We start from the raw sequence: 24,819 nt of genomic DNA on the forward strand, positions 1-24,819 counted from the left end.
CACGCACCACGAACAGCCGACCAACGGTCGGCTCTACCCGATCGCGGTGCGGTCGCGGCCTTCGCTCTTGGCCCGGTACAGCGCGCGGTCGGCGCGCTGGTAGAGCAGCATCGGGGTGCGGTCGGCGGCGTCCAGTTCCACCAGTCCCGCGCTGAAGGTCACCTTCAGGCCCGGCACGCCGGCCCAGTCCGGGTGGTCATGGAACAGCCCGCGCAGGCGCGCGCACACCTGCGCCGCTTCGGCCAGGCGAGTGTCGTTGAGCAGCAGCGTGAACTCCTCGCCGCCGGTCCGCGCGGGCATGTCCGAATCGCGGCAGGCCGAGGCGATCACGCGCGCCACTTCCACCAGCACCACATCACCCACGCTGTGGCTGTGCTGGTCGTTGACCTCCTTGAAGTGGTCGATGTCCAGCACCACCAGGCACAGCGGGTGGCCGCTGCGCTGGGACCGGGCGAAGTCGCGCGCCAGTGCCTCATCGAAGGCGCGCCGGTTGGGCAGACCGGTCAACGCATCCTCGCGTGCCTGCCGGCCGAACTGCTCGGCCTGCACCGCCAGCCGGTCGGCCAGTTCGGTCTTTTCCTGGTTCAACGCCTGCAGGTTCACCGTCTGCGCCTGCAGGTCGCGGGTGGCTTCATCCACCATCCGCGCCAGGCGCACGTTGCTGGCCTTGTAGCGATGGATCAGATACAGGTACAACGCGATCAGACCGCCCAACAGCAGCAGCGCGGCCACCACCTGCACACTGCGGCGCTGCCACAGGAACGGTTCAACGGTGAATTCCCACACCGCCTCGCTGTCGCCCCAGCTGCCACCGGGATGCGCGGCGGACACATGCAGGGTGTAGTCGCCCGGCGGCAGGCCGATGAACTCCACGCTGCGCTGCTGGCCGCGCTCGATCCAGCCCTTGTCCAGGCCGGCCAAGCGGGTGCGGTAGCGGATCCGCTCGGACATCAGGTAGCTCAGGCCCACATAGCTCACGCTGAGCCGGCGTCCACCGGGGATGCTGTTGTGGTTCTCGCCCTGCCAGTGCAGCGGCTTGCCATCGACCTGTACGCTTTCGATCACCGCCGGCGGGGCCAGCCGCTCGCGGAAGCGCTGCAGGCGCAGTGGGTCGACCATGCTCAGGCCGCCCGCGGTAACCACCCAGAACGTGCCGTCCTGGCGCAGGAGGGCCGATGGGCCGGAACTGCCGTTGGCCTGCGAATTGGCCATGCCGTCGATCTCGTTGTAATGCTCCACCTCGACCCGCGGTGCGCGGCCATCGGCTACCTCGTTGAGCATCGCCATGTCGGTGCGCAGCACGCCGCGGTTGCTGCTGATCCAGACGTTGCCGATGCGGTCGGGCACCAGCTGGAACACGGTGTCCACCGGCATGCCCTGCTCCAGCCCGACCCGTGCCAGGCGGCCGTCCTGCCAGCGGTACAGGCCGCGGTCGCTGCTGACCCACATCGCATCGCCCACCTGCTGGAAGCCGAACACGCTGCGACCGCCGCCCAGCGGGGCCAGGTCGATGCTCTGCACGCGGTTGCCGCGCAGCACGCGGATGCCCTCGATGGTGCCGATCCACAAGGCGCCGTCGGCGTCGTGGGCCAGGGCGGTAATCAGGCCGCCCGGCATGCCCGGCGCACGCGGCACTTCCACGCCGTGGTCATCGATGCGCACCACGCCCTTCTGGGTGCCGGCCCAGACCACGCCGGCGCGGTCCACGCTGATGGCGCGGATGTTGCCGCCGGGCAGGCCATCGGCGGTGCCGTAGTTGCGCAGGGTGCGGCCCTGGGCATCCAGCCGGAACACCCCGTCGCCGAACGTGCCGACCCACAGATCATTCTCGTGGTCCTGGGCCAGGCTGAGCACCGAGGGGGTCTTGCCGCCGCTGTTGCGCAACGCCACCGGCGAGAAACGGCCCTGTGCATCGCGCCGGTCCAGACCGCTGGCACTGCCGATCCACAGCTGCCGCTGCTGGTCCTCCAGCACCGTGCGGATGTAGTCGCCGCTGAGCCCGTCGCGCTCGGTGAAGCTGCTGAACAAGGTTTCGCGCAGCCGGTACAGGCCGCCGTTGGCGCCCACCCAGATGCTGCCTTCGGCGTCCTCGCGCAGGCTCACCACGCGCCCGCCGGGCAGCGACAGCCCGGTGGGCAGGCGCTCCAGGCCATGCCGCGACAGCCGCAGCAGGCCCTGGTTCTCGGTGCCCAGCCACAGGTCGCCATGGCGATCCTGCAGCATCGCGGTGATGTGCATCACCCCGGGCAGGCGGTGCTGCAGCTGCGGCACGCCATCCTGCATGCGGTAGATGCGTTCGCCGGCCACGATCCAGACCACGCCGTCCGGCCCGCGGTAGGGCCACACCAGGCCGTGCCCGAGCCCGAAACGCTCGGGCGCACGGCGCAGCACGCCGTCGGTGTCGCGCACCACCAGCCCGTCCAGGGTGCCCACCCAGACCCGGTCCTGCGCGTCCACCACCAGTTTGGTGAAGCTCATGGCCATCGGCACACCGGCCGGCGGTTTCTGGTACTCGATGCGACCGTCCGGGGCGAGGCTGCCGATGCCCTGCCCTTCGTAAAGCAGCCACAGGCGGCCGTGGCTGTCCATCTGCATGGCCTGGATCAGCACCTGCGGCGTACCGGGCTGGTGTTCGTAGACCTGCCAGCGCCCGTCGCTGCCGCGCCGGGTCACGTTGCCGCGTGAATCACTGATCCACAGCCCACCGCTGCGGTCCACCAGCAACGCGCCCACGCCGTTGTCGCGCAGGCCCGGCCGGGTGCTGCGGTCGAAGACAGTGAAATCCAGGCCGTTGTAGCGCACCAGCCCTTCCCAGGTGGCGAACCAGAGGTGGCCTTCGGGGGTCTGGGCGATGTCGCGCAGCGAGTTGTGCGGCAGGCCATTGCGCGAGGTCCACACGTCGATGGCGTAGTCGCGCAGCGGCGGTGGCCCGTCCTGCGCCCCCACCGTGGACGGCAGCGCGCACAGCAGGCACAACCACACCAGGGCAGTGCCAAGACACCGGGCAAACTGTCGATGTACCGGCCGCCACCGGCTCCCGCGCCCCCCTGGGTTCATCCGTGGGAACCGGCCGGGAAACAGCCTGGGCGCCGCGCGGCAAGCGGCGATGCACCAATGGGGCAACCGACGAAGAAAGGCACGCTCATGCGGGATAACGCGGGGGGAGTTGCCCATAGTAGGCAAAACCGCGCGTGTGTGTGGCGAGAATGCTCAGCCCGGGCGCCAGGTCCCCACGCGCAACGTGGCCGGCCATTCCACCACCGCCTCCAGCCCACCCTGCGGATGGTTGCGCAACAGCAACCGCGCCCCGTCTTTTTCGGCCAGGGCACGCGCGATGGTCAGGCCCAGCCCGGCGCCACCGGTCTCGCGCGAGCGCGAGGTTTCCAGCCGCACGAACGGATCAAACACCGCCTCCAGCTCTTCTTCCGGCAGGCCGGGGCCGCTGTCACGGATCCGCACGACCACCCGCTCGGCATCCTGCTCCACGCTGACCCGTGCCGAGTGCCCATAGGTGACCGCGTTGTCGACCAGGTTGGAAAACAACCGGTGCATCGCCAACGGGCGCAGCATCAGCACCGCCCCGCTGGGGTGTTCGAAGCGCACGTCGGCACCGGCTTCGCCGGCGTCTTCCACGATGCTCTCCAGCAGCGAGTCCAGGTCAAGGGCCGCGCGTTGCTCGGCGCTTTCGGCACTGCGCGCCAGTTCCAGGCCTTCGCGGATCAGCGCCTGCATCGCGGCGAGGTCGCCCACCAGGCGCTCGCGCAGCGCTTCATCGGCGACATTCTCCAGCCGCAGGCGCAGCCGGGTAACCGGGGTCTGCAGGTCATGGGTGATTGCCGCCAGCATCTGGGTGCGCTCGCCAAGGTGGCGCTGCAGCCGCTTCTGCATGGCATTGAACGCTTCTGCGGCGCGGCGCACTTCCAGCGGTCCGGTCACCGGCATCGGCGCGCCCTGCAGGTCATCGCCCAGTGCCGCGGCGGCCGCGGCCAGGCGTTGCAGCGGCGCGCTGGCCATGCGCGCCACGATATAGGCCAGCACCGCGATGGCCAGCACCAGCAGGGTCAGAAACAGCGGGTCCACGGCCAGGATGCCGTTGTGGGCCACCGCCGGCGAGTCCAGCGCCAGCTGCAGCGGCGTGCCGTCGCTCAGGCGCAGCGACACCATGCGGCAGCGGGGCGGAATGAAGGCCGGGTCGCGCTCGCGCGGCGGGCCGTTGCGCGGCTTCTTCGGGTGCGGCAGCTCCGGCAACGTGGGCAGGCAGGAACGGAACCAGGTGAAGGCCACCTGGCTGCTCGACACCGGCCCGGGGCGATCGTCCAGCACTTCCATCAAGGCCGCGTCCGGGCGCCCTACCCGGGCACCGGGCGGCAGTCGCCGCACGCTGGGGCCACCGCTGTCGAGCAGGCGCTCACGCAGCTCGGGGTTGCCATCGAGCAGGTTCACGTAGCCCTGCAGCCGGTCGGCGATGCGGTTGAGGTTCTGCCGCTCGAACTCCTGCTGGCGCTTGGAACTGGCCAGCATCGTCGCGCCGATCGCGGCCACGCTCATGCCCAGCAGCAGGATCACGAACAGGCGCCCCACCATGGAGGCGAAGAACCGGCGCAGGCGATTCATTCCAGCGTCACTGCCGTGGCCAGCACATACCCTTCGTTGCGCACGGTCTTGATCAATCCGTCGCTGCCGCCATCGTCGGCCAGCTTGTTGCGCAGCCGGCTCACCTGCAGGTCGATCGCGCGGTCCTGCGATTCATAGGTGCGGCCGCTGCTGAGCGCCACCAGCTGCTCGCGCGACAACACCTTGTTGGCGTGCCCGACAAACACCCGCAGCAGCCGGAACTCCGCGCCGGACAGCACCACCACACGGCCATCGGGATCGAGCAGGTGGCGATGCTCCAGGTCGAAGATCCAGTGCGAGAACCGGGCACGGCGAATGGCCAGCGGCTCCAGGTTGGCCGGCAGCGCTTCGGTACGGCGCAGCACGTTGCGGATGCGCGCCAGCAGTTCGCGGGGCTCGAAGGGCTTGCCCAGGTAGTCGTCGGCACCCATCTCAAGGCCCAGCACGCGGTCGATCGGCTCGCTGCGCGCGGTGAGCATGATCACCGGCGTGTTGGAGCGCGCACGCAGGTCGCGGCACAGGGTAAGACCGTCTTCGCGCGGCAGGTTGAGGTCGAGCACGATCAGGTCCACGTGCTCGCGCTCGAGTACCTGGCGCATGCCATGGCCATCGCCGGCGGTGCTCACCTGGTAGCCGGCACGGCCCAGTTGTTCGGCCAGCAGCTGGCGGATGTCGTTGTCGTCGTCGACGATCAGCAGTCGATGCATCGGGTTGGGAGTCTCCATGCGGCCATGATCCCCTGTCGGGAGCTGAACCGCATCCAGTGGTTTACGTACACGTGTTTCAAGGGCCGCCACAGACACACAACGACACACACCGGCCCCGGTCTGGTTACGCCGCGACACATGGCGAGTGTTGAGCCTTCGCCGAGCGGTCTTCACAATGCTGACAACGCCGCACGCCGGCCTGCCGAGTAGACGATCATCGTGAAGCCCCGCCTGCCCACCACCCGTCGCGGCCGTGTGCTGCTGTTGATCATCGTGATTGCCGTGCTGGGTGCGATTGTCGCATGGACCCTGCGCAAGCCGGCCGCACCGGCCCTGGCCACCACGCCGGTCAGCCGCGGGGACATCGAACAGACCGTGGAAGCCACCGGGGTGATCGACGCCTACAAGCTGGTCAGCGTCGGCGCGCAGGCCTCGGGCCAGATCAAGTCGCTGAAGGTGCAGCTGGGCGATAGCGTCAAGCAGGGCGACCTGATTGCCGAGATCGACGCCACCACCCAGCAGAACCAGGTGCTCAACGCGCAGGCCACGCTGGACCAGGTCAAGGCCCAGCGCTCGGTGCAGCAGGCCAGCCTGCGTGAAGCAGAACTGGAATTCGCCCGCCAGCAGCAGATGCTCGCCGCCGAGGCCACCTCGCGCGCCGAGTACGACGCCGCCGATGCCAAGCTGAAAACCGCGCGTGCCCAGATCCAGTCCTACGACGCGCAGATCAAGGGCCGCGAAACCGAACTGGGCACCGCCCGCGCCAACCTGGCCTATACCCGCATCATCGCGCCGATGGACGGCACCGTGGTCGCGGTGGTGGCCGAGGAAGGCCGCACCGTCAACGCCAACCAGACCGCACCGACCATCGTGATGCTGGCGCGGCTGGACCTGGTCACGGTCAATGCCGAGGTGTCGGAGGCGGACGTGGTGAAGATCAAGGCCGGCATGCCGGTGTACTTCACCACGCTGGGCGAGCCGGACCGCAAGTACCACGCCACCCTGCGCCAGGTGAACCCGGCGCCGTCGTCGATCGCCAACGACAGTTCGTCCAGTTCCAGTTCGTCCAGCTCCAGCGCCAGCAGCGCGGTGTACTACAACGCACTGTTCGACGTGGAAAACCCCGACGGCACGCTGCGCATCGACATGACCGCGCAGGTGTCGGTGATGCTCAAGCAGGCCAAGGGCGTGCTGACCATTCCGGCCGTGGCCCTGGGCCCGAAGACCCGCGATGGCCAGTACATGGTGCGCGTGGCCGATGCCGACGGCATGCCCACGCCGCGCAAGGTCAAGATCGGCATCAACAACGGCGCCACGGCCGAAGTGCTGTCCGGGCTGAAGGAAGGCGAGAAAGTGGTGGTGGGTGAAGGTGGCGCTGCCGCCGGCGGCAGCGGCAGTGGTGGCCGCGGCGGTGCGCAGGTGCGGATCGGTGGCCCGGGCATGGGCGGACCGCGTCGATGACCCCGGCTTCCACCGGCACGCCGCTGCTGCGGCTGCGCGACCTGCGCCGCGAATTTCCCGCGGGCGATGACACCATCGCGGTGCTGCGCGACGTCAACCTGGACATCGCCGCCGGCGAGATCGTCGCCATCGTCGGCCAGTCCGGCTCGGGCAAGTCCACGCTGATGAACATCCTCGGCTGCCTGGATCGCCCTACCCGTGGCAGCTACCAGGTGGCCGGCCGCGAGACCGGCAGCATGGAACCGGACGAACTGGCCGAGCTGCGCCGCGAGCATTTCGGCTTCATTTTCCAGCGCTACCACCTGCTCGGTGATCTGGACGCACGCGGCAACGTGGCCGTGCCGGCGGTGTATGCGGGCAGCCCGGGGCCGGTGCGTACCGCGCGTGCCGAGCAGCTGCTGCAGCGGCTCGGGCTGGGCGACCGCATGAACCACAAGCCCGGCCAGCTCTCCGGCGGCCAGCAGCAGCGCGTGTCCATTGCGCGGGCACTGATGAACGGCGGCGAGGTGATCCTCGCCGATGAGCCGACCGGCGCACTGGACACCAAATCCGGCGAAGAAGTGATGGGCATCCTCGGCGAGCTGCATGCCGAGGGGCACACCATCATCATCGTCACCCACGACATGAGCGTGGCCGAACACGCCCAGCGCATCATCGAGATCCGCGACGGCGAGATCATCGCCGACCGTCTCAATCCGAATGCGCCGCGCTACCGCGCGCAGCGCCAGCCGACCGTGGCCGCCGGCAAGGGCCACAGCTGGCGGGCCGCGCGCGATCGTTTCACCGAAGCCTTCCGCATGGCCCTGCTGGCGATGAATGCCCACCGCCTGCGTACCTTCCTGACCATGCTCGGCATCATCATCGGCATCGCCTCGGTGGTCTCGGTGGTGGCAATGGGCAATGGCTCGCAGCAGCAGATCCTGCAGAACATCAGCGCGCTGGGCACCAACACCATCGACGTCTATCCCGGACGCGGTTTCGGCGACATGCGCTCGGCGCGGGTGCAGACCCTCAAGGCCAGCGATGCCGATGCGCTGGCGCGGCAGAGCTACATCGACAGTGCCACGCCCAGCGTGTCGTCCTCGGTAACCGCGCGCTACCGCAACCAGTCGGCCACCGCGCAGGTCAGCGGCGTGGGCGAGCAGTTCTTCCGGGTCAAGGGCGTCACCCTGATCGCCGGCAGCTTCTTCGACACCGATGCGGTACGCAGCCTGGCCCAGGTGGCGATCATCGATGAGAACACCCGCACCCAGTTCTTCCCCAACGGCGAAGACCCGGTGGGCCAGGTGATCCTGCTGGGCAACGTGCCGGTCCGCGTGGTCGGCGTGGCCCAGCGGCAGAGCTTCGGCTTTGGTGGCAGTACCAGCTTGAGCGTGTGGGTGCCCTACACCACGGTGATGTCGCGCATGCTGGGCCAGAGCCATGTCTCCAGCATCACCGTGCGCGTGGATGACGCCACCCCGATGGATGCCGCGCAATCGGCGATTTCCAAGCTGCTGATCATGCGGCATGGCACCGAGGACTTCTTCCTCAGCAACAGCGCCGAGATCCGCCAGACCATCGAGCAGACCACCCGCACGATGACGCTGCTGATCAGTGCGATCGCCGCGATCGCGCTGCTGGTGGGTGGCATCGGCGTGATGAACATCATGCTGGTGTCGGTGACCGAGCGCACCCGCGAGATCGGTGTGCGCATGGCGGTCGGCGCGCGGCAGAGCGACATCCGCCAGCAGTTCCTGATCGAGGCGGTGCTGGTCTGTCTGCTCGGTGGCCTGCTTGGCGTCGGTCTGTCACTGGTGGTCGGCTGGCTGTTCGGCAAATTCGCGCCGGACTTCCAGATGCTGTTCTCGACCGCATCCATCGTGGCCGCGTTTGCCTGCTCCAGCCTGATCGGCGTGGCGTTCGGTTTCCTTCCGGCGCGCAATGCCGCCCAACTTGATCCCGTGGAGGCGCTGGCGCGCGAATGAAGATTTCTCCTGCCCTGTTGCACCCTGCTTCGCTGCGTCCGTTGGCCCTGGCCTGCGTGACCGCGCTGGCTTTGTCGGCCTGTGTCAGCACCGGCCGCTACCCGATCGATGCACCGGCGGTCCCGGCCAGCTACGGCCGTGGCGATGCCGCCTTGAACACCCCCACCGAGGCGGTCACCGAACAGCCGCATGCGGCGACCGCCGATGTCCGCAGCGATGCCTGGTGGACCCAGTTTGGTGACCCCGGCCTGGACCGCGTAATTGATCGCGCCCTAGCCGCCAACACAGACCTGGCCTCTGCCGGGCTGGCCGTGCAGCGCGCGCGCCTGCAGGCCGGGCTGGCCGACAACGCGCTGTGGCCGCAGCCCTCGGGCAGTGTCAGCAGCAGCGGTAACCGCCCGATCGACCAGCGCGCGGACTGGAACCGCGGCAGCTCGGCCGGCGTATCCCTGCAATGGGAGATCGACCTGTGGGGGCGCCTGCGCACCCAGCGCGACATCGCCCAGTGGGAAGCCCAGGCCAGCCAGGAAGACCTGCAGAACACCGCCCTGCTGGTGATCAGCGACGTGGCCACGCAGTACTGGACGCTGGCGTTCCTCAACCAGTCCATTGCCGCCGGCCAGGCCAACCTGGAACGGCTGCAGCGCACCCGCGAGCTGGTCCAGGCCCGCTTTGATGCCGGTGCGGTGTCGCGGTTGGAAGTGCGCCAGGCTGCCCAGAGCCTGGAAGCCCAGCGCGCCGCGCAGAGTGCACTGGAGCAGCAGCGCGTTGCCGCCCGCAATGCGTTGACGGTGCTGCTGGATGGGCAGCCGCTGGCACTGGCCGATGAACCGCAGCAACTGGCCCGTGTGGGCAGCCCGGTGGTCGCCGAAGGCCTGCCAGCCGACCTGCTCGGCCGGCGCCCGGACCTGCGCGCGGCCGAACTGCGCCTGCGCAACAGCCTGAAGACCATCAAGGTGACCGCCACCCAGTACTACCCGGCGCTCAGCCTGACCGGCAGCGTTGGTACCGGCGCCACCTCGCTGTCGGACGTGCTGAAGAACCCGGTGGCCACTTTGGGCGCGGGGCTGTCGCTGCCGTTCCTCAATGTGCGCCAGGCCCAGTTGAACACCCGGCTGGCCGGTACCGATTACCAGATCGCCGCCAACGGCTTCCGCCGCACGCTGTACACCGCGCTGTCGGAGGTGGACAACGCCCTGTCGGCACGCACGCAGTTCGCCACGCAGGTGGCGGCCTCACAAGCGTCCTACGACGAAGCCGTCGCGATCGAACGGATGTACGAGGTGCGCTACCGGGTAGGCGCCACCGACCTGCGCACCTGGCTGGAAGCGCAGCAGACCCGGCGCGATGCCGAACTGTCGCTGGCCTCGGTGAGGCAGCGGCAGTTGATCAACGACGTAACGTTGTTCAAGGCATTGGGTGGCAGCGCAGGGTAACCCACCGATTCGGGATCGCGATGACACAGAAGCACGCGGTGACCCCACCGCGTAGAGCCGACCGTTGGTCGGCTTTCGTACGCCGCATAGAGCAGCCGACCAACGGTCGGCTCTACCCCCTCGCGCGGGTGGGTTACAGGCCGCGCTGGCGGACGGCCTCGAACAGGCTCACGCCGGTGGCGACGGAGACGTTGAGGCTTTCGATGTCGCCCGGCATCGGGATCTTGACCAGGCCATCGCAGTTTTCGCGGGTCAAACGACGCAGGCCGTCGGCTTCACCGCCCAGCACCAGCGCCACGTTGCCCTTCAGGTCGATGGAGTACAGCGACGCGGTGGCTTCACCGGCCAGGCCGTAGATCCAGACGCCCAGCTTCTGCAGGTCCTTCAGGCAGCGCGACAGGTTGGTCACCGCCACCACCGGAATGCGGTCGGCCGCACCGGCCGAGGTCTTGCGCACGGTCGCGTTGACCGTGGCCGACTTGTCCTTGGGAATGATCACTGCGGTGGCACCGGCGGCCGCCGCGCTGCGCAGGCAGGCGCCCAGGTTGTGCGGGTCCTGCACCTCGTCGAGGATCAGCAGCAGGGCCTTGCCCTCGGCCGCCTCGACCAGGCCTTCCAGTTCGTTCTCACCGTAGGTGCGTGCCGCCTGGTAGCGCGCGGCCACGCCCTGGTGGCGTACCGAGCCGCCCACGCCGTCGAGCGCCTGGGTGTTGACCTTGCGCACGTCGATGCCCTTGCGGCGCGCGTTCTCTTCAATCTCCACCAGCCGCGGATTCTTCGCGCTGGCTTCGATCAGCACCTCGCGGACGTTCTCGGCATCGTTCTCGATCGAAGAGGCGACAGCGTTGACGCCGACGATCCACTGGCTTTGCTTGCTCATTGCGGGGGCACGACCGGTACAGGGGGTGGTAATGGTAGAGCATCAAGGCCCCGCTTGCCCCGCCGGGCGTTCACGCCGGGGGGCCGACCCCGGGGTGCGGCACCTTCAGGGGGTGTCGTGGTCGGGGTGCTGATGGCTGACCAGGCCCTGCAGCAGGGCCATCTCGGGGTCATCCTGGTCACGGATCACGCGCAGCGACGCCAGGGTGTCCACGAACAGCAGCTTGGCCTCGGTGCCGTACTGCACGGTGGGCGGCAGGCGCGCGGGTTCGTCGAAGGTACCGGCAGCAATGGCCATGCCGTCGGGCGCTTCGTAGGTGAGCGGGGTGCCGCAGTCGGGGCAGAAGCCGCGCTGGACCAGGTTTGAAGAGGCAAAGCGGCGTGGCTCGCCCCGGGTCCAGGTGAAGTCGACGGTGCGCACGGAGACCAAGGGGGCGTAATAGGCACCGAAGGCTTTCTGGCACATCCGGCAATGGCAGATCGAACTGTCGGTGAGTTCGCCGCGGACGTGGAAGCGGATGGCGCCGCACTGGCAGCCGCCGCTGTATTCGGGGAGGTCGGACATGGGCGCGCTCCGAATCGGGAATGCGGGGCCGATCAACGCGTACCGACCAACGGTCGGTACCCACCGGGTGACGGTCGGCACCTACCGGGTAACGGTCGGCACCCCCGTTTTGGTGTGGCCGCACCGGCAGGGCGGCCGCGGCGTACCGGCCGGTGGCCGGTACGCCCGTCTTTCAGTACTTCTGCTTCTTGCGCTTGGCCGGCTGGCCGCGCGGCGGCAGTTCGGCCACCTCGTCGCCCTGCTCTTCGACCAGGCGGAAGTCGATCTTGCGCTCTTCCATGCTGGCCTTGAGCACCAGAATCCGCACGCGGTCGCCCAGGCGGTAGGCCTTGCCACGGCGTTCGCCGCTGAGCGTCTTGCGGGTGGCGTCAAACTGGTAATAGTCGTGCGGCAGCTGGGTCACGTGCACCAGGCCGTTGACCTTGGATTCGTCCAGTTCCACGAACAGGCCGAAGCTGGTCACGCCGCTGATCACGCCCTCGAACTGGCCGCCCACGTGCTTTTCCATCCACGCGGCGCGGTAGCGTTCGTCCACTTCGCGCTCGGCCTCGTCGGCCCGGCGCTCGCGTTCGGAGCACTGCAGCGCCAGCGCGGCCATCTCACGCGGCGAGTAGGTGTACTTCTCTGCCGGTGCGCCGCTGAGCGCATGCTTGATCGCACGGTGCACCAGCAGATCGGGATAGCGGCGGATCGGCGAGGTGAAATGCGCGTACGCATCCAGCGACAGACCGAAGTGACCCTGGTTGTCCGGCGAATACACCGCCAGGCTCTGGCTGCGCAGCAGCACCGATTCCAGCAGGGCCGCGTCGGGGCGCTCGCGCACCTTCTTGAGCAGCTTGGTGTAATCGCCCGGCTGCACCTTCGACCACGGCGGCAGGCTCAGCTTGAATTCCTTCAGGAACTCCAGCAGGTCGTCGTACTTGGCTTCCGGCGGCTTGGCGTGGTCGCGGAACGGCGCCGGCACCTGCTTGTGCAGCAGGTAGCGCGCGGCCTGCACGTTGGCGGCGATCATGCATTCTTCGATCAGCTTGTGCGCGTCGTTGCGCACCAGCATGCCGGCCTGGGTCACTTCGCCGGTGTTGTCCAGCACGAAGCGCACTTCTGACGATTCAAACTCGATCGCGCCGCGCTTGGTACGGGCCTTGGCCAGCACCTTGTACAGCTGGTGCAGGCGCTCGACCTGCGGCAGCACCGCAGCGATCTCCTTGCGCACCGCCGGGTCGTTTTCACCGACCGCCTGCCAGACCTGGTTGTAGGTCAGGCGGGCATGCGAATTCATCACCGCTTCGTAGAAGCGCGAATGGATCACCTCACCGTCGCGGTTCACCTGCATGTCGCAGACGAAGCACATGCGGTCGACCTTGGGCATCAGCGAGCAGATACCGTTGGACAGGGTCTCGGGCAGCATCGGCACCACGAAACCCGGGAAATACACCGAGGTGGCGCGCTTCTGCGCTTCGTCATCCAGCGGCGTGCCAGGGCGGACGTAGTTGGACACGTCGGCGATGGCCACCACCAGGCGGAAGCCTTCGGCATTCGGTTCGCAGAACACCGCGTCATCGAAGTCCTTGGCGTCCTCACCGTCGATGGTCACCAGCGGCGTGCTGCGCAGGTCCACGCGGTTGCCCAGCATGGCCGGCTCGACCACCAGCGGTACTGAAGCGGCCTCGTTGAGCACCTCCTGCGGGAACTCGAACGGCAGTTCATGGCCGTGGATGGCGGTTTCCACGATCAGCGAGGCGGTCAGCTTGTCGCCGAGCACCGCGATGATGCGGCCGATCGGCGGGCGGCGGGTATCCGGGGCCTGGGTCAGCTCGCAGACCACCAGCTGGCCGTCGCGGGCCTCGCCGGTCTGGTCCGGCGGGATCTGGACGTTGCGCTGCACGCGCTTGTCGTCGGGCACCACGTAATTGATGCCGAACTCGACGCTGAAGCGGCCGATCAGGCGGGTCATGCCGCGCTCGAGCACGCGGGCGATGCTGCCCTCGCGGCGGCCGCGGCGATCGATACCGGTCACGTTGGCCAGCACGCGGTCGCCGTGCATGACCTTGCGCATTTCATACGGCGGCAGGAACAGGTCGTCCCCGCCCTCCACCGGACGCAGGAAGCCGAAGCCTTCCGGGTTGGCGATGACCACGCCGGTGATCAGGTTGGTGGCCTGCACCGGGGCGAAACCGCCGCGGCGGTTCTGCACCAGCTGGCCATCGCGCACCATCGCGCCCAGGCGCTTGCCCAGCGCGTCGGCGCGGTCAGGTTCGGTCAGGCCCAGGTGGATGCCGATTTCCTCGGCGGTCTGCGGGCCATCACAGCGGTCAAGCAGCTGCAGGATGGCTTCGCGGCTGGCGATCGGCTGCGCATAGCGCTCTGCCTCACGCTCGGCATGGGGATCGATCACATTCATGTCGGTAGCAGTGGGATGCGGGCGGCGACGGGTCGGGATCGGCGCGCCGGCATCCGGCTTGGGGCCGGACCGCTTGCCACCGCGCGACGGCGCTGGGGTGTTCATTGATTCGGGCATCCACGGTGGCAGCTTGCCGGCCTTCTTGGCGGCAGCGCGGGGCTTGCCCGACGGACCGGCAGCCTGCTTGGGCGCCGGGGACTTGGGGGCTTTCGCGCCCTGGGTCGGTTTCTTTGGTTTCATTGGCCTCCATGGTAACCGCTGACAGTGTGCAGAACCGGTCATGGGCGCGGCATATGCAGGTTTGTGAAGAAATTTAACAAAACCGTTGACAAGCCCCGGCGGCATCTTCACAATTCGCCTCCTGAGTCGCCCAGGTGGCGGAATTGGTAGACGCACTAGCTTCAGGTGCTAGCGGGGGCAACTTCGTGGAGGTTCGAGTCCTCTCCTGGGCACCATGACTCAGACAATGATCAAACCCGCGCAAGCGGGTTTTTTCGTTTCCGGGGTTTGCTCGTCACAGACGGGGCGTGTCAGGCATCCGGATCGTAGTAGCGGCGCGCCAGCCCCGCCCGCCCGGGAAAGTGCTTGAACCACGGCCGGGCCGCGTCGATCACTGCGGCCACCGCCGTGTGCGCCATCAGCCGCTCCACATAGGCAGACAGTGCCGCGTGCGCATCCGGCACCGGCACGTAGGCCACCGCATAGAACAGCGCCGGTGCCGCAGCGCAATCGGCCAGGGTGAACGCCTCGCCCGCCAACCAGCGTCGCCCGTCCACCTGCCGGTCCAACAGCGCATAGCTGTTCAGCAGCGTCGCGCGGGCGGCGGCGGTCGCCGCGCCACCGGCGTCGCTGGCGGGCTGCAGCAAGGCGGCGGTGAGCGCCTGCATCGGCGTCATCACATACAGGTCGCAGACCCGGTCCCAGAACCGCACCTCCAGCGCCTGCGCCGGATCCTGCGGAATGAGCCACGGCCCGTCGGCGGCATGATGGCGCTGCAGGTGCTCGATGATGATGCTGGTTTCGCCGATGGGCCTGCCCTGCTCGACCAGCAGCGGCATTTTGCCCAGCGGCCACAGCGCCCGGAACGCCGCGCGCTCGGCCGGGTCGCCGAGGTTCAACAGCCGCGCGTCCAGCGCCACGTCCAGGACGTGGGCGGCGATGAGCACCTTCTGGCAGCAGGAAGACAGCGGATGGAAGTGCAGGATCGGGGTTTCCATGGGAACGCCTTGCTGCCGGGTGGGATGAGTATTTTCAGCGTCCCCCGCCCGGGTCAAGCCGCGCCGCGCCACCGGCCGATGCACTCTGTGCGGATATGCCGGCAGGATGCATTGACAGCCCTGTCATGCTTCCGCATAATTCGCCTCCTGAGTCGCCCAGGTGGCGGAATTGGTAGACGCACTAGCTTCAGGTGCTAGCGGGGGCAACTTCGTGGAGGTTCGAGTCCTCTCCTGGGCACCACGACTCGGTAAATGATCAAACCCGCGCAAGCGGGTTTTTTCGTTTCTGCGGTGCGATGTTCTGCGTGTCGCATGCACGCTGCGTCCGACATGCAGGGCGATGATCCAGCAGTGCGCGACGAGCGAAATTTTCCGCGACATGCTGTTGACACATTCGTGGTTCTCCCGCAGAATTCTCCTCCTGAGTCGCCCAGGTGGCGGAATTGGTAGACGCACTAGCTTCAGGTGCTAGCGGGGGCAACTTCGTGGAGGTTCGAGTCCTCTCCTGGGCACCATGACTCAGACAATGATCAAACCCGCGCAAGCGGGTTTTTTCATGTCTGGGGTTTTTTTGGGGGGGGTTCTTTTTTTTTAGAAGCGAAAGCCAGAGCCAGAGCTGGAGCCAGAGCGTTGGTTCTGCGCCTGCGACGGGTTGGGCGGGGGCGTGTGGGTTCGCGGGACACGCCGTGAATCCATCCCTGGAGGCTCGTGAGCGCCATCCATGGCGCCCAACGGTCCCGCGAACCCACACACCCCCGCCCCAGACAGTGGGCCGGTGCCCATGGAACAACAACGCAACGCCGCGGTAGAGCCGACCGTTGGTCGGCTGCTCTGCCTCTCGGCTTCACAGCCTCTCGGCTGTTGAGCTGTTGAGCTGTTGAGCTGTTGAGCTGTTGGGCTGTTGGGTTGTTGGGCTGTGGGCTCTTCGCCACGCACCGACTCACTTTCAAGGGCGGGTACGGGTGGGTTGGCGGGACCGTAGAGCGCCATGGATGGCGCGAACGAGCCTACAGGGACGTACTTGCGGCGTGTCCCGACAATCCACCCGTACCCGACCAAGCCAAGAGACATACAGACGATGCGCTGTTGCTCTGCTGTTGCTCTGCTCTGCACGTGCTCTTCCCAGCCAACATGAAAAAAAACCCCGCCTTTCGACGGGGTTTTTTCGTTTCAGATCAGACGCGGATCAATGCCCGCCGGCCGATGCTGCACCCGCCCCTGCACCGAACGGCGGCTTGGCCAGCCACAGGAAGGCGATGATCGCCAGGAAGATCCAGCCCAGCAGGAAGAAGATGTCGTTGAAGCCCATCTGCGATGCCTGGTGGTTGATCATGTTGTTCAGCGCTGCCGCCCCGTGTTGCAGGTTGCCCTGCCCCATCGCCGCTACCTGATCCTGCATGCCCGGCTGATATGCCGAAATGTGCTCGGTCAGATCCGCGTGGTGCACCTGCGTCCGGCGTGCCCACAGCCACGTCGTCAACGATGCCGCGAAACTGCCGCCCAGCGTACGCAGGAACGTTGCCAGCCCCGACCCCGCCGCGATCTCGCGGCCGTCCAGGTCCGACAGCAGAATCTGCAGCACCGGCATGAAGAACAGTGCCACGCCAATGCCCATGATCAACTGCACGCCTGCCACGTGGGCATAGTCCACCTGCAGGTTGAAGTCCGAACGCATGAAACTGGTGAAGGACAGGAACACGAACGCGAACGACGCGATCATGCGCATGTCGAACCGCGAGGCGTACTTGCCCACGAACGGCGTCATGATCACCGGCAGAATGCCGATCGGCGCCGTCGCCAGGCCCGCCCAGATCGCCGTGTAGCCCATGTCGCGCTGCAACCACTGTGGAATCAGCAGCGACACACTGAAGAACGCCGCATACGCCACCACCATCGCCAGCGTGCCGGCGCGGAAATTGCGGTGCCGGAACAGCTTCAGGTCGACGATCGGGTCCTTGTCGGTCAGCTCCCAGATCAGGAACACCGCCAGCGCCACCACCGCCACGCAGGCCAGCACCACGATCTTGGTCGAGGCGAACCAGTCCTCGTCGTTGCCCAGGTCGAGCACCAGCTGCAGCGCGCCCACGCCGATCACCAGGGTGATCAGGCCGACGTAATCCATCTTCGGCTTTTCGGTCTGCTCCGGCCGGCCCTTCAACTGGCTGCCTACCACCATCGCCGCAAAGATGCCCAACGGCACGTTGATCAGGAAGATCCATTCCCAACTGTAGTTGTCGGTGATCCAGCCGCCCAGGATCGGGCCGCAGATCGGCGCCACCACCGTGATCATCGCCAGCAGCGCCAGCGCCTGCCCGCGTTTCTCGCGTGGGTAGATCGAGACCAGCAACGACTGCGTGATCGGGTACATCGGACCGGCCACGAAGCCCTGCAGCGCGCGCGACAGCACCAGCATGCCCATGCTCTGGGCCAGGCCACACAGCAGCGAGGTGATCACGAACGCCAGCGTCGCCCAGACGAACAGCTTGCGTTCGCCGAAGCGGCGGCTGAGCCAACCGGTCAGGGGCAGCGCGATCGCGGTGCTCACCGCGAACGAGGTGATCACCCAGGTGGCCTGCTGCGAACTGGCACCGAGGTTACCGGCGATGGTGGGCAGCGACACATTGGCAATAGTGGTGTCGAGCACCTGCATGAACGAGGCCATCGCCAGGCCCACGGTGCACAGGGCCACGCTCGGTGGCAGGAAGCCGGCGGCCGCACTGGGCGCCGCCGGTGCGCCCGGATTGCCGGGCGCGGCTGGAGCTTGGGCGGACATGGTGACCTCAGCTCGCCTTGGCCTGCTGCGGCAGGTTGCGCTGGATGATGGCGTGGATCGCATCATCGGCGCTGTGCAGCTGCTTGGCGTAGACGTCGGTGTCGAACACCTGGCCCTTGGCGGCCTGGGTCGGCAGCACCGTGCCCTTCTGGTCGCGCAGGCTCACTTCGGCCTTGATCGACAGACCGATGCGCAACGGGTGTTCGGCCAGCTGCTTGGCGTCGATGGCGATGCGCACCGGCACGCGCTGCACGATCTTGATCCAGTTGCCGCTGGCGTTCTGCGCCGGCAGCAGCGAGAACGCCGAACCGGTGCCCAGGCCCAGGCTGTCGATGCGGCCCTTGTAGGTCACATCACCACCGTACAGGTCCGAGCGCAGCTCCACTTCCTGGCCCAGGCGCATGTGGCGCAGCTGGGTTTCCTTGAAGTTGGCTTCCACCCACATCTGTTCGGTCGGCACCACGGCCATCAGGGCGTTGCCCGGCTGCACGCGCTGGCCAACCTGCACCGAACGACGGGCAACATAGCCGGCCACCGGCGCGACGATACCGGCGCGGGCATTGTTGAGGTACGCCTGGCGCAGCTGCGCGGCGGCGGCCTGCACGTCCGGCTGGGTGGCGATCACGGTGTCATCGACCAACGCGTTGTTGCGCTCGAAGGTCTCGCGCGACCCAGCCACGGCCGCTTCGGCGGCAGCCAGCTCGTCACGCGCGTGGGCCAGTTCTTCGTTGGAGATCGCACCGCTGGCGGCCAGGCCCTTGCGGCGGTTGAAGTCGTCGCGGACGCGCTTCAGGGTCACCTGGCGGGCATTCAAGTCCGCCTGGGCGCCTTCCACGCTGCGGTACAGGCCGCGGGTCTGGCGCACGGTCTTGGCCAGGTTGGCTTCGGCCTGCTGCAGCGCCACTTCGGTGTCGGCCGGGTCCAGCTGCACCAGCAGCTGGCCACGCTCCACGCGCATGCCGTCATCGGCGTTGATCGCCACCACGGTACCGCTCACCAACGGGGTGATCTGGACCTGGTTGCCCTGCACGTAGGCGTCGTCGGTGTCTTCGAACCAGCGGCCGAACATGAAGTACCACAGCGCCAGCGCCGCCAGCAGCAGCAGCACGATGACCAACAGGCCGCGCAGCAGCTTGCCGCGACGGGACGGAGCTGCCGGGGCGGCAGCGGGAGCGGATGTCTGGCTCATGGGATGTGTCTCAGGAATGCGTGGAATCAGGGGCGGTGGCGAGCGTGGCGGTGTCGCCGGACGGGGTGAACCCACCGCCCAGCGACTGGCTCAGCCGCACCGAAACAAGGATCTGCCGGGACTGCAGTTCGGCCAGCCGCTGCTGGGACACCAGCAACTGCTCTTCGACCACCAGAACCTCCAGGTAGCTGCCGATGCCGGCGCGGTAGCGCTGCTCGGCCAGGTCATGCGCTGCGCGGGCGGTGTCCACCGCCTGCTGCTGCGCGGCGGCCTGGCTGGCCAGCGAGCGCACCGCGTTGACCTGGTCGGCCACATCGCGCAAAGCGTTCACCACCGACTGGTTGTAGTCGGCCACGGCCAGGTCGTACTGGGCGTCGGTCTTGTCCAGGTTGGCGCGCAGGCGGCCGCCATCGAAGATCGGCAGGCTCAGCGCCGGGCCGAGGAAGGCGAAGGTGGAGCCGCTCTTGAGCAGCTGGTCCACTTCACTGGACACCACCCCGCCCAGCGCGGTCAGGTTGAGGCTGGGATAGAACTGGGCCTTCGCGGCATGGATCTCGCGGTGGGCCGCTTCCACGCGCCAGCGCGCGGCCACGATGTCCGGGCGGCGGCCCAGCAGCGCGCTCGGCAACACGCCGGGCAGCTGCAGGGCCAGCGGATTGAGCACCTGCGGGCGCTCGATCTGCAGGCCGCGGTCCGGGCCCTGCCCGACCAGCGCGGCCAGCGCGGTGCGGGCCTCGTCGATCTGCTGCTGGGCGGCCTGTTGCTGCTGCTGCGCGGCCGGAATGCGCGCTTCGGCCTGGCGGGTCTGCAGGTCGCTGTCGATCCCGGCGCGGCGGCGCTGGGCGGTCAGGTCCAGGGTCTTCTGCGAGCGCGCCAGCTCTTCGCTGGCCACGTCGTGCAGTTTGTAGGCGTAGCCCAACTGCGCATACGCCTCGGCAATGGCCGCCGACAGGTTCAGGCGTGCGGCCTGCGCGTCCACTTCGGCGGCATGGCCACTGTCCACGGCCGCTTCCCAGGCGGCGCGCTTGCCGCCCCACAGGTCGATGCCGTAGCTGAAGCTGAGGTAGGCCTGGCCGCTGCCGGCATAGCTGCCACCGAGCTCATCGCCGACCATCGATTCGGGCAGGCGCACGCCGGTGTAGCCACCGGAGGCGGACACGCTGGGCAGGCGCTCGGCGTGGGCGGTACCGATCCGGGCGCGGGCCTGGCGAAGGCGCGCATCGGCCGCGTCCAGGCCGGGGTTGCGCTGCAGGCCTTCGGCGATCAGGGCGTCCAGTTGCGGGTCGCCCAGTGCGCGCCACCAGTCGGCGGCCGGCCAGCCGGGTTGGCTCAGGCCAGCGGCAGACAGGGTGCGCTGGGTCTGCAGGCTGTCGGCATCCAGCAGCGTGGCCTGCGGCTGCAGGCCGCGGCTGCTGGCACAGGCGGCCAGCGCCAGCGCAAGCACCGATACCAGCACCGGGCGCAGCGGACGCAGCGAAGAAGTGCGATCAAGGGAGGAGGTCATGGCGTAATCAACGAGTCACGTACACGGGTCATGAGGGAAAGCAGCTGGGCGCGCTCGTCGGTGGACAGGTCGCGCATGGCGTCATCGATGGTCTGGTCGCCGCGCTGCTTCAGCCGGGCCCACAACTGGCGGCCTTCATCGGTCAGTACGATCTGCAACGCCCGCCGGTCCTGGGCATGCGGCTCGCGCCGCACGCAGCCCATGGCTTCCAGCTTGTCCAGCAGGCGGGTCACCGCGCTGGGCACCTGGTCCAGGGCCTGGGCCAACTCGTTGGCGGTACACGGGGCCTTGGCCGCGAGCACCTTCAATCCGAGGTAGTGGGTGAAACCAATGCCAAGGTTTTCCTCGGCCATCGACGTGTCGAGCTGACGGACAAGGCCGTCGCGCACCTGGCGCAACAGCAGCCCGAAGCTGGGAGGAGTGGTTTCAGGGCAGATCATCATGGGGCGGCACTTTACTTCCAGAAAATATATTTCTCAATGGAAATATTCAATCTGGAACCAAATGCTGTGTTGCAACAACCGGAACAATGCGGGGATGGCTACCTTAATGGCCGCTTCAGCTGGCCGGGTATTACAATTTGGACAATGGATAACACATTCAGGCCAGACCCGGCTTCAGCCGCCACCCAGATGATCCGCAACGAGGTGCTCGACTGGTTCGAGCGCGACGACGGGCTGGGCGTGCTGGGCTTCCAGGTCGACAGCCCGCGCGGGCTGGAACGCGAGATCGATTGGCACCAGCACCACCGCGCCCAGCTGATCTGCGTGGAGGCCGGCCTGCTCAACACCCGCACCCGCCACGGCAACTGGTCGCTGCCGCCCGGCTGTGCCGGCTGGATGCCGCCCGGCGAGCCGCACACGGTGGACATCTCCGGCCCATTGCGCGGCTGGGGCCTGATCATCAGCCCGGCGCTGGCCCACGACCTGCCGAGCGAACCTTGCGTGGTCGCCATCTCCGACCTGCTGCAGGCCCTGGCCATGCGGGTGACCCGCTGGACGCCCGCTGCGGCGGCCGACCTGCGCCAGCAGCACATGATCGAGGTGCTGCTGGACGAAATCCGCAACGCGCCGCGCCAGCGCATGCACCTGCCGATGCCACAGGACCGGCGCCTGCTGCGGATCGCCTCGCAGCTGATCGCCGACCCGGCCGACGGCCGCAGCCTGGAACAGTGGGCGCAGTGGGCCGGGTTGTCACCGCGCACCCTCACCCGCCACTTCCGCGACGAAACCACGCTCAGCTTCGCCCAGTGGCGCCAGCAGGCCCGCCTGGCCGACGGCCTGCGCCGCTTGTCCGACGGCCACAGCGTGTCCGATATCGCCCACGAACTGGGCTTCAGCAGCCCCAGCGCGTTCGTTACCGTGTTCCGCCGGCACTTCGGCTGCCCGCCCGGGCGCTACCTGGCGCGCAGCGGCCAGCCCCTGAATCCAACACGCGGCTTGGCATCCCCGGCCGCATCCGGATAATCGACCGCCTGCGAGGGCGACAGCCGTCGCCGTCCCTTGCCACAGGTAACAATCCCGCATGACCGATCTTGCCCGCCCCGCCTTCCACGGCTTTGAACAGCTGCCCCTGCGCGAGTACGCCGAACGGGCGTACCTGGACTATTCGATGTACGTGGTGCTCGATCGCGCACTGCCGTTCATCGGCGACGGCCTGAAGCCGGTGCAGCGCCGCATCATCTATTCGATGAGCGAGCTGGGCCTGAATGCCGCCTCCAAGCCGAAGAAGTCCGCGCGTACCGTGGGTGATGTGATCGGTAAGTACCACCCGCATGGCGACAGCGCGTGCTACGAAGCCCTGGTGCTGATGGCCCAGCCGTTCTCCTACCGCTACCCGCTGATCGAAGGCCAGGGCAACTTCGGTTCCACCGACGATCCCAAGTCGTTCGCGGCGATGCGTTACACCGAATCCAAGCTGACCCCGATCGCCGAGGTGCTGCTGGGCGAAATCAACCAGGGCACCACCGACTGGACCCCGAACTTCGACGGCACCCTGGAAGAGCCGACCTGGATGCCGGCGCGCCTGCCGCACCTGCTGCTCAACGGCACCACCGGCATCGCCGTGGGCATGGCCACCGACGTGCCGCCGCACAACCTCAACGAGATCGTCAGCGCGCTGCTGCACCTGCTGGACGACCCGGACGCGACCGTTGCCGACCTGTGCGAGCACGTAAAGGGCCCGGACTACCCCAGCTTCGCCGAGATCATCACCGCCCCGGCCGACCTGCGGAACATGTACGAAACCGGCTACGGCAGCGTGCGTGCGCGCGCGACGTACTTCAAGGAATCGACCAACATCGTCATCAACGCGCTGCCCTTCCAGGTATCGCCGTCGAAGGTGATCGAGCAGATCGCCGCGCAGATGCGCGCCAAGAAGCTGCCGTGGCTGGAAGACATCCGCGACGAGTCCGACCATGCCAACCCGGTGCGGGTGGTGCTGGTGCCGCGCTCCAACCGCGTCGATGCCGACCAGCTGATGGGCCACCTGTTCGCCACCACCGACCTGGAGCGCAGCTACCGGGTCAACCTCAACGTGATCGGCCTGGACGGGCGTCCGCAGGTGAAGAACCTGAAGATGCTGCTCAGCGAATGGCTGCAGTTCCGCGCCACCACCGTCACCCGCCGCCTCACCCACCGCCTGCAGAAAGTCGAGCGCCGCCTGCACCTGTTGGACGGCTTGCTGGTGGCCTTCCTCAACCTGGATGAAGTGATCCGCATCATCCGCACCGAGGACGAGGCCAAGCCGGCGCTGATCGCGCGCTTCAGCCTGAGCGAGGAACAGGCCGAGTACATCCTGGACACCCGCCTGAAGCAGCTGGCCCGCCTGGAAGAGATGAAGATCCGCGGCGAGCAGGACGAGCTGGCCAAGGAGCGCGACAAGATCCTGGCCATCCTGGACAGCAAGGCCAAGCTGAAGAAGCTGATCCGCGACGAACTGACCGCCGATGCCAAGAAGTTCGGCGACGACCGTCGCTCGCCGCTGGTGCAGCGCGGTGCGGCCCAGGCCATCGACGAAACCGAGCTGGTGCCGAGCGAGCCGATGACCGTGGTGCTGTCGGAGAAGGGTTGGATCCGCGCGGCCAAGGGCCACGACATGGACCCGTCCACGCTGTCTTACCGCGACGGCGATGCCCTGCTCGGCTCGGTGCGGGCGCGCAGTACCCAGCAGGTGGCGTTCCTGGACAGCGAGGGCCGTGCGTACTCCACGCTGATCCACACCCTGCCCTCGGCCCGTGGCAACGGCGAACCGCTGACCGGCCGCTTCTCGCCAGCCGCCGGCAGCCAGTTCCTGACCCTGGCCAGCGGGGAAAACAACACCCGCTTCGTGCTGGCCTCCACCCACGGCTACGGCTTCGTGACCCGCTTCGAGAACCTGACCGGGCGCAACAAGGCCGGCAAGGCGATGCTCAACCTGACCTCCGGCTCCAAGGTGCTGACCCCGGCCGTGGTGGCCAACCCGGAAACCGATCGCATCGTGGCGGTGACCAGCTCGGGCAACCTGCTGGCGATCGCCGCCGGCGACCTGCCGGAACTGGACAAGGGCAAGGGCAACAAGATCATCGACATCCCCAAGGCCAAGCTCGCTACCGAGCGCGTGGTCGCCGTGGTATCGGTGGGCCCGGGCAACACCCTGCTGGTACGCAGCGGCACGCGCACCATGAACCTGTCCTTCAAGGACCTGGAAACCTACCTGGGCACGCGCGCCACGCGTGGCCACCTACTGCCGCGTGGCTGGCAGAAGGTGGAAGGGCTGGCGGTGGAATAACCGAAAGCAAACAGCGCAGATGAAAAAACGGCCGGGGAAACCCGGCCGTTTGCGTTCCCACACGGCCCCACCGCGCGTAGAGCCGACCGTTGGTCGGCTGCACGATCCCCGTAGAGCCGGGCTCTGCCCGGCTGCACTTGCCGCGCGTTGCACGATCCCCGCAGAGCCGGGCTCTGCCCGGCTGCATCCGCCGCACGTTGCGCGGTTGCCGGGCAGAGCCCGGCACTACGCATTGCTGGCGAACGTGTCCGGAAAAGGAAAAAGCCGGGAAATCCCCGGCTTTTTCGTTCGTCGCTGGCTGGCGGATGCTGGCGGGCGGACGATGGCTTCTGCAGCGT

General features: G+C 67.7%; 16 protein-coding genes and 3 tRNA genes. 8 read left to right on the top strand and 11 right to left on the bottom strand.

Annotation, left to right across the window (positions count from 1 at the left end; all coding sequences use genetic code 11):
• Positions 1-33: 33 nt before the first annotated feature.
• The 3 genes from DX03_RS13160 to DX03_RS13170 form a co-directional block, all read right to left on the bottom strand.
• A complete protein-coding gene (locus DX03_RS13160; protein WP_051598860.1) occupies positions 34-3,057 on the bottom strand; it encodes a ligand-binding sensor domain-containing diguanylate cyclase in 3,024 nt (1,007 codons plus the stop codon).
• 153 nt (positions 3,058-3,210) lie between these two features.
• Complete coding sequence (locus tag DX03_RS13165) at positions 3,211-4,614, bottom strand: ATP-binding protein (protein WP_038689399.1); 1,404 nt, start codon at positions 4,612-4,614, stop codon at positions 3,211-3,213.
• Positions 4,611-5,339 (bottom strand): response regulator, encoded by a 729-nt coding sequence (locus tag DX03_RS13170; RefSeq protein WP_038689401.1) that lies wholly within the window; start codon positions 5,337-5,339, stop codon positions 4,611-4,613. Before DX03_RS13170 ends, DX03_RS13165 begins: the two co-directional genes overlap by 4 nt.
• A gap of 201 nt (positions 5,340-5,540) precedes the next feature.
• Here DX03_RS13170 and DX03_RS13175 point away from each other — a divergent pair, with 201 nt between their 5' ends.
• From DX03_RS13175 to DX03_RS13185, 3 genes are read left to right on the top strand one after another with little or no spacing between them, the layout of a single operon-like run.
• On the top strand, positions 5,541-6,782 hold the full coding sequence (locus DX03_RS13175) for an efflux RND transporter periplasmic adaptor subunit (RefSeq protein ID WP_038689403.1): 1,242 nt from the start codon (positions 5,541-5,543) through the stop codon (positions 6,780-6,782).
• Entirely contained in the window at positions 6,779-8,749 is a 1,971-nt protein-coding gene (locus DX03_RS13180; protein WP_038689405.1) for a MacB family efflux pump subunit, read from the top strand. The genes DX03_RS13175 and DX03_RS13180 overlap by 4 nt, the downstream gene beginning before the upstream one ends.
• Positions 8,746-10,185, top strand: a complete 1,440-nt coding sequence (locus tag DX03_RS13185; protein WP_038689407.1) for a TolC family protein — start codon at positions 8,746-8,748, stop codon at positions 10,183-10,185. The genes DX03_RS13180 and DX03_RS13185 overlap by 4 nt, the downstream gene beginning before the upstream one ends.
• A 133-nt stretch (positions 10,186-10,318) precedes the next feature.
• On the opposite strand, the gene rlmB is transcribed toward DX03_RS13185, so the two are convergent.
• The 3 genes from rlmB to rnr form a co-directional block, all read right to left on the bottom strand.
• Entirely contained in the window at positions 10,319-11,065 is a 747-nt protein-coding gene (gene rlmB / locus DX03_RS13190) for a 23S rRNA (guanosine(2251)-2'-O)-methyltransferase RlmB (protein ID WP_038689409.1), read from the bottom strand.
• Positions 11,066-11,170: 105 nt separating this feature from the next.
• Complete coding sequence (locus tag DX03_RS13195) at positions 11,171-11,629, bottom strand: GFA family protein (protein WP_038689411.1); 459 nt, start codon at positions 11,627-11,629, stop codon at positions 11,171-11,173.
• Between the two features lie 172 nt (positions 11,630-11,801).
• Positions 11,802-14,312 carry a ribonuclease R gene (rnr, locus tag DX03_RS13200; protein WP_425598278.1) on the bottom strand — a complete coding sequence of 837 codons (2,511 nt, stop codon included), beginning with the start codon at positions 14,310-14,312 and terminating at the stop codon, positions 11,802-11,804.
• A gap of 86 nt (positions 14,313-14,398) precedes the next feature.
• Between rnr and DX03_RS13205 the strand changes: the two genes are divergently transcribed.
• A tRNA-Leu gene (locus DX03_RS13205) sits at positions 14,399-14,485 on the top strand.
• A 75-nt stretch (positions 14,486-14,560) separates the two neighbouring features.
• On the opposite strand, the gene DX03_RS13210 is transcribed toward DX03_RS13205, so the two are convergent.
• Entirely contained in the window at positions 14,561-15,247 is a 687-nt protein-coding gene (locus DX03_RS13210; RefSeq protein ID WP_038689415.1) for a glutathione S-transferase family protein, read from the bottom strand.
• Positions 15,248-15,401: 154 nt separating this feature from the next.
• Here DX03_RS13210 and DX03_RS13215 point away from each other — a divergent pair.
• Both DX03_RS13215 and DX03_RS13220 read left to right on the top strand, forming a co-directional pair.
• Positions 15,402-15,488: transfer RNA gene (locus DX03_RS13215), tRNA-Leu, on the top strand.
• Positions 15,489-15,675: 187 nt separating this feature from the next.
• A tRNA-Leu gene (locus DX03_RS13220) sits at positions 15,676-15,762 on the top strand.
• Between the two features lie 671 nt (positions 15,763-16,433).
• Here the strand turns inward: DX03_RS13220 and emrB are convergent.
• From emrB to DX03_RS13240, 4 genes are read right to left on the bottom strand one after another with little or no spacing between them, the layout of a single operon-like run.
• Positions 16,434-18,020: a multidrug efflux MFS transporter permease subunit EmrB gene (emrB, locus tag DX03_RS13225; protein WP_038689417.1), complete on the bottom strand. Its 1,587-nt coding sequence runs from the start codon at positions 18,018-18,020 to the stop codon at positions 16,434-16,436.
• 7 nt (positions 18,021-18,027) lie between these two features.
• Positions 18,028-19,209 carry a multidrug efflux MFS transporter periplasmic adaptor subunit EmrA gene (gene emrA / locus DX03_RS13230; RefSeq protein WP_038689419.1) on the bottom strand — a complete coding sequence of 394 codons (1,182 nt, stop codon included), beginning with the start codon at positions 19,207-19,209 and terminating at the stop codon, positions 18,028-18,030.
• A gap of 10 nt (positions 19,210-19,219) precedes the next feature.
• Entirely contained in the window at positions 19,220-20,713 is a 1,494-nt protein-coding gene (locus DX03_RS13235; protein WP_038689421.1) for an efflux transporter outer membrane subunit, read from the bottom strand.
• Positions 20,710-21,153: a MarR family winged helix-turn-helix transcriptional regulator gene (locus tag DX03_RS13240; RefSeq protein ID WP_038692375.1), complete on the bottom strand. Its 444-nt coding sequence runs from the start codon at positions 21,151-21,153 to the stop codon at positions 20,710-20,712. Before DX03_RS13240 ends, DX03_RS13235 begins: the two co-directional genes overlap by 4 nt.
• A 147-nt stretch (positions 21,154-21,300) precedes the next feature.
• Between DX03_RS13240 and DX03_RS13245 the strand changes: the two genes are divergently transcribed.
• Entirely contained in the window at positions 21,301-22,179 is an 879-nt protein-coding gene (locus DX03_RS13245; protein WP_038689423.1) for an AraC family transcriptional regulator, read from the top strand.
• Positions 22,180-22,237: 58 nt separating this feature from the next.
• Entirely contained in the window at positions 22,238-24,481 is a 2,244-nt protein-coding gene (parC, locus tag DX03_RS13250; RefSeq protein WP_038689425.1) for a DNA topoisomerase IV subunit A, read from the top strand.
• Positions 24,482-24,819: the final 338 nt, after the last annotated feature.

The organism is Stenotrophomonas rhizophila (assembly GCF_000661955.1).
Lineage (GTDB): Bacteria > Pseudomonadota > Gammaproteobacteria > Xanthomonadales > Xanthomonadaceae > Stenotrophomonas > Stenotrophomonas rhizophila.

What these genes read in the sequence shown, in the direction of transcription:
- DX03_RS13160 (WP_051598860.1), bottom strand. Translation starts at nt 3,057, where the DNA reads ATGAACCCAGGGGGGCGCGGGAGCCGGTGGCGGCCGGTACATCGACAG.
- DX03_RS13165 (WP_038689399.1), bottom strand. Translation starts at nt 4,614, where the DNA reads ATGAATCGCCTGCGCCGGTTCTTCGCCTCCATGGTGGGGCGCCTGTTC.
- DX03_RS13170 (WP_038689401.1), bottom strand. Translation starts at nt 5,339, where the DNA reads ATGGAGACTCCCAACCCGATGCATCGACTGCTGATCGTCGACGACGAC.
- DX03_RS13180 (WP_038689405.1), top strand. Translation starts at nt 6,779, where the DNA reads ATGACCCCGGCTTCCACCGGCACGCCGCTGCTGCGGCTGCGCGACCTG.
- DX03_RS13185 (WP_038689407.1), top strand. Translation starts at nt 8,746, where the DNA reads ATGAAGATTTCTCCTGCCCTGTTGCACCCTGCTTCGCTGCGTCCGTTG.
- rlmB (WP_038689409.1), bottom strand. Translation starts at nt 11,065, where the DNA reads ATGAGCAAGCAAAGCCAGTGGATCGTCGGCGTCAACGCTGTCGCCTCT.
- DX03_RS13195 (WP_038689411.1), bottom strand. Translation starts at nt 11,629, where the DNA reads ATGTCCGACCTCCCCGAATACAGCGGCGGCTGCCAGTGCGGCGCCATC.
- rnr (WP_425598278.1), bottom strand. Translation starts at nt 14,312, where the DNA reads ATGACCGGTTCTGCACACTGTCAGCGGTTACCATGGAGGCCAATGAAA.
- DX03_RS13210 (WP_038689415.1), bottom strand. Translation starts at nt 15,247, where the DNA reads ATGGAAACCCCGATCCTGCACTTCCATCCGCTGTCTTCCTGCTGCCAG.
- emrB (WP_038689417.1), bottom strand. Translation starts at nt 18,020, where the DNA reads ATGTCCGCCCAAGCTCCAGCCGCGCCCGGCAATCCGGGCGCACCGGCG.
- emrA (WP_038689419.1), bottom strand. Translation starts at nt 19,209, where the DNA reads ATGAGCCAGACATCCGCTCCCGCTGCCGCCCCGGCAGCTCCGTCCCGT.
- DX03_RS13235 (WP_038689421.1), bottom strand. Translation starts at nt 20,713, where the DNA reads ATGACCTCCTCCCTTGATCGCACTTCTTCGCTGCGTCCGCTGCGCCCG.
- DX03_RS13240 (WP_038692375.1), bottom strand. Translation starts at nt 21,153, where the DNA reads ATGATCTGCCCTGAAACCACTCCTCCCAGCTTCGGGCTGCTGTTGCGC.
- DX03_RS13245 (WP_038689423.1), top strand. Translation starts at nt 21,301, where the DNA reads ATGGATAACACATTCAGGCCAGACCCGGCTTCAGCCGCCACCCAGATG.
- parC (WP_038689425.1), top strand. Translation starts at nt 22,238, where the DNA reads ATGACCGATCTTGCCCGCCCCGCCTTCCACGGCTTTGAACAGCTGCCC.